An 11,513-nucleotide genomic window follows, 5' to 3' on the forward strand; every position below is an offset into this window, starting at 1 on the left:
TTTTGCCCGGATCTATTTTGTCATAAGTCTCAATAATATTGCAGTCATTTCGGCTCGCGTTAGTTTTTTTGATGGGCTCATGGCTGTCTCGCTGATGCCAGAAAGTAGTCCCATCTCCTCTGAGTTAGCCGTTGAAGCGGCGAGGAGATGCGAAAGAAATTTTGCCTGGATCTATTTTGTCATAAGTCTCAATAATATTGCAGTCATTTCGGCTCGCGTTAGTTTTTTTGATGGGCTCATGGCTGTCTCGCTGGTGCCAGAAAGTAGTCCCGTTTCTATGCAATAGTTAAGAGCGTCTTTGTACGGCGAAGTTGCAACGTCGGCAAAATATTTTGGAGCATTGGTGCGCGCATGCATTTCGTTCGTTGCTTCATATATTATTTGTGCAAACAACCCACGTGAAATTTGACCGGTCTCTCCAAGGCTTGCAACAACTTTGAGGGTGTTCTCGCTGAGCTTTGATGCTATACTCGCGATACTGCTAAATGATGGATGATTCTTGTTCGTAATATATTTTTCAACAGTCGTTTTGCTTAAGTTCATTTCGGTTACCCCTCGTAACAACAGAACTCTGTCCAAGGATACAAACAAATCGGCAACAACAATGCCTTTGTCGGGAGAGAATAAATTGTAAATATCGCCAGATACGTAGCCTTTGCCAACTGCCTCAGAAATTAAGTCCTTTGCCCAGTGGCTGTCAGAAACGTCTACAAAGGTGGTGTTAATTGCAGGTATTATTTGAACCGGTTGACTAAGTTCAATTCCAACAATTTCCAAAATCTGTGGGCTGGCGACTGTTGCAAGCAGATCTGTCTGAGAGTAGTCATCGCCCATAGTATCGCGAAGCATATCCAAGCTGACTGAACCATTCATGCTCGTATATGGCATCTGTGCCGATACAGTTTTCTTGAGCGTTTCCTTTTCTGAAGCGGAAAGATCGATGAGTTTTTTCGCTGTTGTTTCTATATCACGCACTGAAATTTTGCTCGCTTTCAAAAAGTTATCGAACATAATAATGTCGGAAGCGCTCATTGCGGCAGTAAGTTCAGCATGTAATTCATCTTCAGATTTATACCCAGAATAAGAACTGCTACTCGAAGAATTGATGATAACCGACGAGCCACCACCGCCCGACGAGCTGCCACCACCCGACGAGCTGCTACCACCTCCAGAAGAGCCACCGCCCGAGGAGTCGTTATCATCTTCGGATACAGAAACTGTAATTTTCAAAGTTGCAGCATTGCCGGCCTCGTCTGTGGCGGTATAAGTGAGCGTATATTTACCGGCTAAGTTGGTGTTAATTTTATCGATTTTCGTTCCCTTAGAGTTGGTGATAACAACGCTGACTTCTACATCTTTGCTTACATTGTCCACAGCAGTAACGGATGGCATCGTAAATTTGTCGCCCTCCTCTATAGAGATGTAAGTTTTGCCAGAGTATTTAAAAGTTGGAGCTTCGGCATCTGCGGCAACGACAGAGACAGTAATTTTGAGAGTAGCGGAATTGCCGGCCTCATCTGTGGCAGTATAAGTAATAGTATAAGCACCAACTTTAGATGTATCGACAGTGGAGACAGCTGCACCAGCCGCATCGGTGATAGTATAATCGATCGTAATATTTTCGTTAGCGGAGACATCGTCGGTGGCTGTAACAGATGGCATCGTAAATTTACCTCCCTGAGCTACGGTAAGAGATGCGTCACCAGCATAGACGATTGTTGGAGCGGTCGTGTCCTCTTTTGAATCTCCACCGCTAATCTTAATTAATGAAAAGTCGTCGAAATATATTTTGGCATTGTCGTAGGTGCCGCTATTAAAGTTTAATCCAAATGGTACTATTTTGGCGGTGCCCAATGATAATGGATTTTCCGCTGGAGTAAATTCGTATTCGATAAGTTGCCACTCGTCGACACCCGTAATAGTGTGAACTACATTTGCACTAGCTCCAACTGCCGCACCCTCAAATACGATTGCCGCTCCAGTTGAAGCGAAATCCTTTTTGGCTTTAACACTGAACTTGTATGTTGCACCTAATTCGAGATTGTTGATGTCGTATTTGATAGAAGTAGTTGCTCCAGTATGTGTAAGCTGCAATACATTATTACCGTCCAACTCAACCACTGCTTTTTCGGGTGTTGGATCTCCCCACCAAGGATTCAATTTTGCCATAAATTGGCTTTCGGCACCAGTATCAAATCCAGGATCGAATGGTGTAAACAAATTTTCAGCTCCCGCGGCGGCAACGACAGATACGGTAATTTTGAGAGTAGCGGAATTGCCGGCCTCATCTGTGGCAGTATAAGTAATAGTATAAGTGCCAACTTTAGATGTATCGACAGTGGAGACAGCTGCACCAGCCGCATCGGTGATAGTATAATCGATCGTAATATTTTCGTTAGCGGATACATCGTCGGTGGCTGTAACAGATGGCATCGTAAATTTACCTCCCTGAGCTACGGTAAGAGATGCGTCACCAGCATAGACGATTGTTGGAGCAGTCGTGTCCTCTTTTGAATCTCCACCGCTAATCTTAATTAATGAAAAGTCGTCGAAATATATTTTGGCGTTGTCGTAGGTGCCGCTATTAAAGTTTAATCCAAATGGTACTATTTTTGCGGTGCCCAATGATAATGGATTTTCCACTGGAGTAAATTCGTATTCGATAAGTTGCCACTCGTCGACACCCGTAATAGTGTGGACTACATTTGGACCATCGCCTACCGCCTTGCCATCAAATACGATTGCCGCTCCAGTTGAAGCGAAATCCTTTTTGGCTTTAACACTGAACTTGTATGTTGCACCTAATTCGAGATTGTTGATGTCGTATTTGATAGAAGTAGTTGCTCCAGTATGTGTAAGCTGCAATACATTATTACCGTCCAACTCAACCACTGCTTTTTCGGGTGTTGGATCTCCCCACCAAGGATTCAATTTTGCCATAAATTGGCTTTCGGCACCAGTATCAAATCCAGGATCGAATGGTGTAAACAAATTTTCAGCTCCCGCGGCGGCAACGACAGATACGGTAATTTTGAGAGTAGCGGAATTGCCGGCCTCGTCTGTGGCGGTATAAGTAATAGTATAAGCACCAACTTTAGATGTATTGACAGTGGAGACAGCTGCACCAGCCGCATCGGTGATAGTATAATCGATCGTAATATTTTCGGTAGCGGATACATCGTCGGTGGCTGTAACAGATGGCATCGTAAATTTATCGCCCTGAGTTACGGTAAGAGATGCGTCACCAGCATAGACGATTGTTGGAGCAGTCGTGTCCTCTTTTGAATCTCCACCGCTAATCTTAATTAATGAAAAGTCGTCGAAATATATTTTGGCGTTGTCGTAGGTGCCGCTATTAAAGTTTAATCCAAATGGCACTATTTTGGCGGTGCCCAATGATAATGGATTTTCCACTGGAGTAAATTCGTATTCGATAAGTTGCCACTCGTCGACACCCGTAATAGTGTGAACTACATTTGCACTAGCTCCAACTGCCGCACCCTCAAATACGATTGCCGCTCCAGTTGAAGCGAAATCCTTTTTGGCTTTAACACTGAACTTGTATGTTGCACCTAATTCGAGATTGTTGATGTCGTATTTGATAGAAGTAGTTGCTCCAGTATGTGTAAGCTGCAATACATTATTACCGTCCAACTCAACCACTGATTTTTCAGGTGTTGGATCTCCCCACCAAGGATTCAATTTTGCCATAAATTGGCTTTCGGCACCAGTATCAAATCCAGGATCGAATGGTGTAAACAAATTTTCAGCTCCCGCGGCGGCAACAACAGATACGGTAATTTTGAGAGTAGCGGAATTGCCGGCCTCATCTGTGGCGGTATAAGTAATAGTATAAGTGCCAACTTTAGATGTATCGACAGTGGAGACAGCTGCACCAGCCGCATTGGTGATAGTATAATCAAGCGTAATGTTTTCGTTAGCGGATACATCGTCGGTGGCTGTAACAGATGGCATCGTAAATTTATCGCCTTGAGTTACAGTAAGAGCCGCGTCGCCAGCATAGACGATTGTTGGAGCGGTCGTGTCCTCTTTTGAATCTCCACCGCTAATCTTAATTAATGAAAAGTCGTCGAAATATATTTTGGCGTTGTCGTAGGTGCCGCTATTAAAGTTTAATCCAAATGGCACTATTTTGGCGGTGCCCAATGATAATGGATTTTCCACTGGAGCAAATTCGTATTCGATAAGTTGCCACTCGTCGACACCCGTAATAGTGTGGACTATATTTGGACCATCGCCTACCGCCTTGCCATCAAATACGATTGCCGCTCCAGTTGAAGCGAAATCTTTTTTGGCTTTAACACTGAACTTGTATGTTGCACCTAATTCGAGATTGTTGATGTCGTATTTGATAGAAGTAGTTGCTCCAGTATGTGTAAGCTGCAATACATTATTACCGTCCAACTCAACCACTGCTTTTTCGGGTACTGAATCTCCCCACCAAGGATTCAATTTTGCCATAAATTGGCTTTCGGCACCAGTATCAAATCCAGGATCGAATGGTGTAAACAAATTTTCAGCTCCGGCATCTGCGGCAACGACAGAGACAGTAATTTTGAGAGTAGCGGAATTGCCGGCCTCGTCTGTGGCAGTATAAGTAATAGTATAAGTGCCAACTTTAGATGTATCGACAGTGGAGACAGCTGCACCAGCCGCATTGGTGATAGTATAATCAAGCGTAATGTTTTCGTTAGCGGATACATCGTCGGTGGCTGTAACAGATGGCATCGTAAATTTATCGCCTTGAGTTACAGTAAGAGCCGCGTCGCCAGCATAGACGATTGTTGGAGCGGTCGTGTCCTCTTTTGAATCTCCACCGCTAATCTTAATTAATGAAAAGTCGTCGAAATATATTTTGGCGTTGTCGTAGGTGCCGCTATTAAAGTTTAATCCAAATGGCACTATTTTGGCGGTGCCCAATGATAATGGATTTTCCACTGGAGCAAATTCGTATTCGATAAGTTGCCACTCGTCGACACCCGTAATAGTGTGGACTATATTTGGACCATCGCCTACCGCCTTGCCATCAAATACGATTGCCGCTCCAGTTGAAGCGAAATCTTTTTTGGCTTTAACACTGAACTTGTATGTTGCACCTAATTCGAGATTGTTGATGTCGTATTTGATAGAAGTAGTTGCTCCAGTATGTGTAAGCTGCAATACATTATTACCGTCCAACTCAACCACTGATTTTTCAGGTGTTGGATCTCCCCACCAAGGATTCAATTTTGCCATAAATTGGCTTTCGGCACCAGTATCAAATCCAGGATCGAATGGTGTAAACAAATTTTCAGCTCCGGCATCTGCGGCAACGACAGAGACAGTAATTTTGAGAGTAGCGGAATTGCCGGCCTCATCTGTGGCAGTATAAGTAATAGTATAAGTGCCAACTTTAGATGTATCGACAGTGGAGACAGCTGCACCAGCCGCATCGGTGATAGTATAATCGATCGTAATATTTTCGTTAGCGGAGACATCGTCGGTGGCTGTAACAGATGGCATCGTAAATTTATCGCCCTGAGTTACGGTAAGAGATGCGTCACCAGCATAGACGATTGTTGGAGCAGTCGTGTCCTCTTCGTTAGCCCATTTGGCAGTTAGGGTGAGATTTCTTGTAACAGGAGTGTTGAAATTATATGGCTTGTTGCCATCATACCAACCCTTAAACGGAGTGTCGAGGCTGTCTGTTGCAACACCAAGCTCTGCACTAGTGAGTGGGAAGACTTTCGAATATTTGCGTACTTCTTTTACAAACTCGGTCTCTTTATCAACTTTAAATGTTACATCGTATTCTCTCAAGTTTGTATCGCGAGCCGGTGAGCCGCCAATATAGCCTTTATAAAATCCGCCAGAGCTGCTAGTTAGCCACAGTCTATCTGGATCAGCTAAGTCAAACTCGACGTCGTAGATGCCGGTCGGATTGCCTATTCCGGTGTTAATTTTGTCCCAGGTCGCTCCTGCGTCGGTAGATAAAAATGCTCCGGCATTATATGTGGCATATCCAGAGTTTTCTTCTGTCGTAACTGCAAGCAATCGGGAGTGATTTAACGGATCCACTTTGATGGTTACCACTTTAGGATGCTCAAAGATTTTTTGCCAAGTTTTGCCATCGCCAACCCAGACACCTCCGTTTTCAACACCGCTGGTTGCGTTTCCGGCAGCGACATAAATCTTATTTGCAGCCACTGTGACCATATTAGTTTGCGGCAGATTCGGAAAGCTCTCAACTCGCGAAAATGTTTCGGCACCATCGGTTGATTTGTACAGCCCACCCGCGGTTTTAAGTGAAAATTTATCGAGGTATACGTTATCTGTACCGGAAGTTTTTTCGAGCTTTAGTGTCACCGCAGTTTGGTCTTTGCCGGTTTTGAAAATAACTCCTTTTACTATTTGCATATTGTCGACGATCGCGACGCTACTAAGCTCGGTGCCAGATGCGTCAAGTACAGACATTTTGGCCGCACTATCATTTTCGGTGTATGCGTAAGTTGAGATGTAATACTCTGTGTCGGGCAGAAGTCCGGTAATTTCGCGCTCCATGGTGGCTGTCTCGCCTTTCAAGATGAGGCAGTAGTGGTTGCTAGGGCTGTTGCCGATCGTCGCTCCGCCTGTCATTGTCCAAGAATCTTGGCTTTCAAATTTGTCGAGAGCGATAGAGTTGCCTGCACTTGATGCAGCATAAATGGTAGACGGGTCGTTAGGTGCAAACTCAAGATCAAATACATCATGGGTGCCAGGCAGCCCCGCAGTGTGTTGCTCCCAGTTGTAACCGCCATCAGTGCTCTTATACACGCCGCTATACTCTGTTCCATGCAAAGGAGGCACCTCGTTAACATTGGTCGCAGTGATAGAAAAATACATATTGTTGGGATTTGTAGGGTCGATGAGCAATCCCTTTTGTACAACCTTTGTATGAATATTATCGGTCTGGAAAATTGTCGAAATGCTATTCCAAGTCTCGCCAGCATCGGTGGACCTGTAGAACTCGCCTTGCCCATGCTGTCGAAGCATTAATGCGTACATAGTATCGATATCGTCTGGATGAATAGCAATGATGGAGATGTTATCAGGCGAGTGCTCGAAATTTATCATGGCAGTCGTGTCTTCGTAATACTCGTCTTCGGCACCATCGATTTTTTTGAAGAGCTTGTTTTCGCCACCGACCATATACATAAGGTCGTGATCTCTGATATCGGTAACGATTTGCTTACCAGGGAGATTGCTAGCGCCRGTGCCGACCCAACCGCCGTTAGATAGCTGCACAGAGTCTAGGTTTTGCCAATATTCTCCACCATCGACAGTTTTGTAAAGAGTGCGATAGAGCGCAAAAGCTTCACCCTTGCTATTCATATCAAAATCTCTAACGCCCTGCGTTGCGTACAAATCAATGCCATATTCATAGTTGTAATGGTCGGGTTGTACATTCTTGCCCATAGGCTGATTTCGAGATTTCCAATATTCAGAAGGATACTCCCAGGCCAAACCGCTTCGCGTAGCAATATACCAGTGCTCGCCGCCATCATCTGTTGTGTATACATCACCAACAAATGGCGACGCCGACCATTTTCCATCATGCGAAACGTAGATTTTGTTTGGATTGGTTGGGTCAACTTCGATATGATCATAGTTATGCATAAGCTGCTCTGGAGAGTTTGGAGCCAGCTCGCCAAAACTTGTGCCCTCTAGTATTTTTGAGCCTGCAAAATACTTATTCATTCCAACATTAAGCCATATTCGCGGAAAGTTTTCGCTGCCATTAAACTCAATATTATTTGGCTCCAGCACCTCGTTAACCAGTTTAGAGTTTTCGTCATTTAACGTTTTGATATCGATGCCCAGATCTCCAGAAATATTTGTCCAAGTATCGCCTAAGTCGGTACTCTTAAAAATCCCCCCCTTGCTTGCAACAGTTTTGGCGCTCTCATCAATATAATATTGTACCTGATTGATAATATATAACGTCAGCTCCTTCGTTGAAGGGTCTTTATACACATCGAGATCCATTACCATATCGTGCTCATCGCCATTCGCGGATTCTATAGTTTCGATTTTGCTCCAACTGCTACCGCCATCGGTGCTTTTGTAGAGCCCATACGTTGTAGTTGCAAACATTAGATCAGTATTATCGGCGTCGATATAGATTTCACCAAATTCTGCCTCTTCATGAATGCCAGTACCTTGAAGTTCTTTCCAAGTTTTGCCAGAATCGGTAGATTTATATAGTTTTCCAGCATTGCTAGTGGGGCCGATTCCATGAGGCATAGCATCGGTGCGATAGTTTTGCTTAGTGTTCCAAAAGTTACCTGCTCCCGCAAACCAGATGCTATCATCCTGAGGGTTAACGGCAAGCGCCTCGATGTTGCCATAAAACACGTAATCGCTAAACGACTCTCCTCGGTCCCGGGTGATCTGAATGCCTGCCCCGTTTGAGGCCATTCCAAAGTCGGGATCCTGACGCGAGAAATCCATTCCATATACTTTGGTAAGAGGAGTCGTTGTAGTTTGATCATGATACAAAATAGTTTGCCAAGTGAGCCCACCATCTGCAGATCGATACGCGTTGCCCATGTCAGGAAAACTAAACATAACGTCATCATCGGTTGGATGTATAAATGTTCCGTCGGAGTCTCCAGCATTGCCAGGCGCAAATTGAACCCACTCGACATCGCCAGTAGATGCAATATCCTTTGCGTTAAGCTCGGCAAAGTATTCGTTTAGATATGCGAAGTGGCCATCTGGTGTGGGGAGGGTGCCGATTTTTGTTAATACAAAGTTGTCAAAGTATACTTTGTCATCATCATAAGCTACCGAGTTGCTAGAGAAGTTTGCAGCAAATATTACATCTGTAKCCGAAGGCAACGTGGTAAACTCTAATTCCAGATTTTGCCAATCATTTGATACAGGAATCATTATGTCGGCACCAGCGGTCACAGTATTTCCGTTGATAATGGCTAATACCGAAGGGTTGTCAACATGCTTTTTGGCATCGAAGGTGAGTTTGTAGGTGGTATTAGGCGAAAGGTCCGTGATAGCGAATTTGTCCGAGCCTGCAGTGCCAGTGTGAGAGAGCTCGAGGATGTTGTTATTGTTTTCGACGATAATATTTTTGGTGACATCTGCAGGTCCATAGCCATTGACGATGCTTTTAAAAAGAGGGCTATCGGTGCCTAAGTTGAAGGCAGGATCTAGAGCTAAAAGCAAGTTGGCTTCTGATAGTTTTAAAGTTCCGGCAGTAGCGAGAGACTGCGGCAAAGATGTATCGCCATTCCATACGGCAATGCCGTCGCGTGCCTGAGTATTTTGATGCCCTTCGTTAAGTTGCACATCGAAGCCTATTACCTGATCGGCAGCTGCTGTAACGCCTAAAGTGTTCCAAGGAATTTTGACCTGTATAGTATATCCGGCATCAGATTCGAGGGCAGTAGCAGTCACGCCGGCTGCAGCTGTTTCGACAGTGCCATCTGGCAATACTTTGATCGCAATATCGTTCAAATCATATGCAGTGGCCTTCTCGTTTCCTCCATCTAGATAAAAGTCGATAGAGTCTCCATTGCTAGTATTTTCGGTATTGATAAAGATGTCGCGGTCCTCCACTTCCGCAAGCAAATATAAGTTGTTCGCATCCCACATGGCTTTTGCCGAAATAGTGGAGTTAAATTTCTCGATTCCGCCATATAACACTTCCAAATCGTTTATTGCAGTGGAGGTGTTCCAAATCGCATCTGTAGAAGTGGTTAAGTTGGCAGGGGTCCCGTATGTCGCAGAAATTTCTTTGGGTGCGGGTTTGGTCGGAGGTGCAACTTCTTCTTCTATTTGTGGATCATCAGAACGCCAAACTCTAATATATTCGATATGAAAGTCGCCGGTGTATCGTTCTTCAAATGTTAGAGGATCGGTAAAAACTTTAAAATCTTCTTCATATGGAAATCCTTTCCAAATAAATGTTTCGGTATCAAACTTCATTTCCAAAGGTTCATGGAAGCCCTTGTTTTCTTTAACATGAATAAGCTCCCCATCATAGTAAAACTTGAGCCAGTCGGCACCCCACTCCAATCCAAATGCGTGATAATCTGCAGTTAAATCGTCGCCCGTATCATATGAAAATGGATCAGAGATTTGATTATTTTTGTCGGCGAAATCGTGTGTATTGATAGGATATGTGGTGGTGCCGCTGCCTTTACGTGGTGAGCCGATCTGCTCATAGACATCAATTTCTTTGGTAGCGCCTCGCATCCAAAACGAGCTTGTCATACTTATCGGCGCAGTTCTGGTCATAACCTCATAATAGCCATATCCTGTTAGCGTAGGGTTTAAGGCAACGGCAGCTTCATAGCCCTGTGTCATTTCGCCGGCATTAGTAACTTCTCCATTTTCATCCAAAACCATATCGCCCCAATTAGATTGCAATACCATTTTGCCGTCTTCAACACGCACATTCTCTTCGACATAATAAGATGGGAATCTGCCAGACCAATTTTTGTTGATAGTCTTCCACTTGCTGCTATCGAGAGTGGCATCGTCGAACTCATCAGAAAAAGTTTGGCTGAGCGCCCAGTTGCGTGTGTTAGCTTTATCAGATAGAGGAAACACATCTGGAGATGCATCTAATACCTCATCATTGGGATTAAACTGGTCGTTGTGGTCGGGGTATTTATCGGGCTCTGGAACTGCGTCTATTGCAATTAGCGAGAAGTCATCCATATAAATTTTGGCATCCTCATATGGTGTGGTGCTAGAATTGAAGTTTAATCCTATATTTAGAGATGTTGCAGTGGCGGAGGTCGTAAAACTGTATGTGATAGTTTGCCAGGCATCAACAGAGGTAATTGTATGTACAACATTGGATGTCGCGCCAGCTATTGCGGCTTTGTTAAATACAATAGCAGAAGCGTGATTGGATGCATTTTTCTTTGCTCTAGCAGTAAATTGATAATTCGTATTTGGCGAAAGTCCCTTTACAGTGAATGCCCAAGATTTTGAGCTACCATCATTAGTGAGCATAAGTGCGTTATTGCCATCATCGGAGACAATTTCAGAATGAGAAATCCCTTCTCCCCAGGCTGGGGCAAGTGCCTTAAATAATCCCGAATCGATACCGGCATCAAAKCCTGGATCTAGCGCTGCCATTAAATTTTCGGACTCTGCAATAGGCATAGAAACAGTCATATCTGGTGCGATCAGCGGAAAGTCGTCTTCTGGCATATCTGGAACAACGGGCACTGGAATATAAGGTACTTCGTCAAAGAAGTCATCAAAAAATGGGTCGATCTCTAATTCGAATTCTGGCTCAAATTCGGGAAGTTCTAAATCTGAAATGCCTAGCTCCTCTAATAAAGTAGTAATTGCGTCGGTGGCTGGAGTTGCTGCCAATATAGGAGTGGCTATTGTAGTAGTTGTTATTGCTGTTAAAAGCGTAAGTGCGGAAATCAATCTTCTATTCATTTTATCTCTCCAATCATAAATAATAGGGGCACTGTAATATGCCCCTCCAA

At 44.2% G+C, this 11,513-nt stretch carries 1 protein-coding gene; it reads right to left on the reverse strand.

What is annotated here, in order from left to right; translation table 11 throughout:
- Positions 1–171 precede the first annotated feature (171 nt).
- Entirely contained in the window at positions 172–11,463 is an 11,292-nt protein-coding gene (locus EPU_RS04810) for an immunoglobulin-like domain-containing protein (protein ID WP_010167254.1), read from the reverse strand.
- Positions 11,464–11,513 lie beyond the last annotated feature (50 nt).

This window comes from Candidatus Epulonipiscium viviparus (genome assembly GCF_000171335.1).
GTDB lineage: Bacteria > Bacillota > Clostridia > Lachnospirales > Cellulosilyticaceae > Epulonipiscioides > Epulonipiscioides viviparus.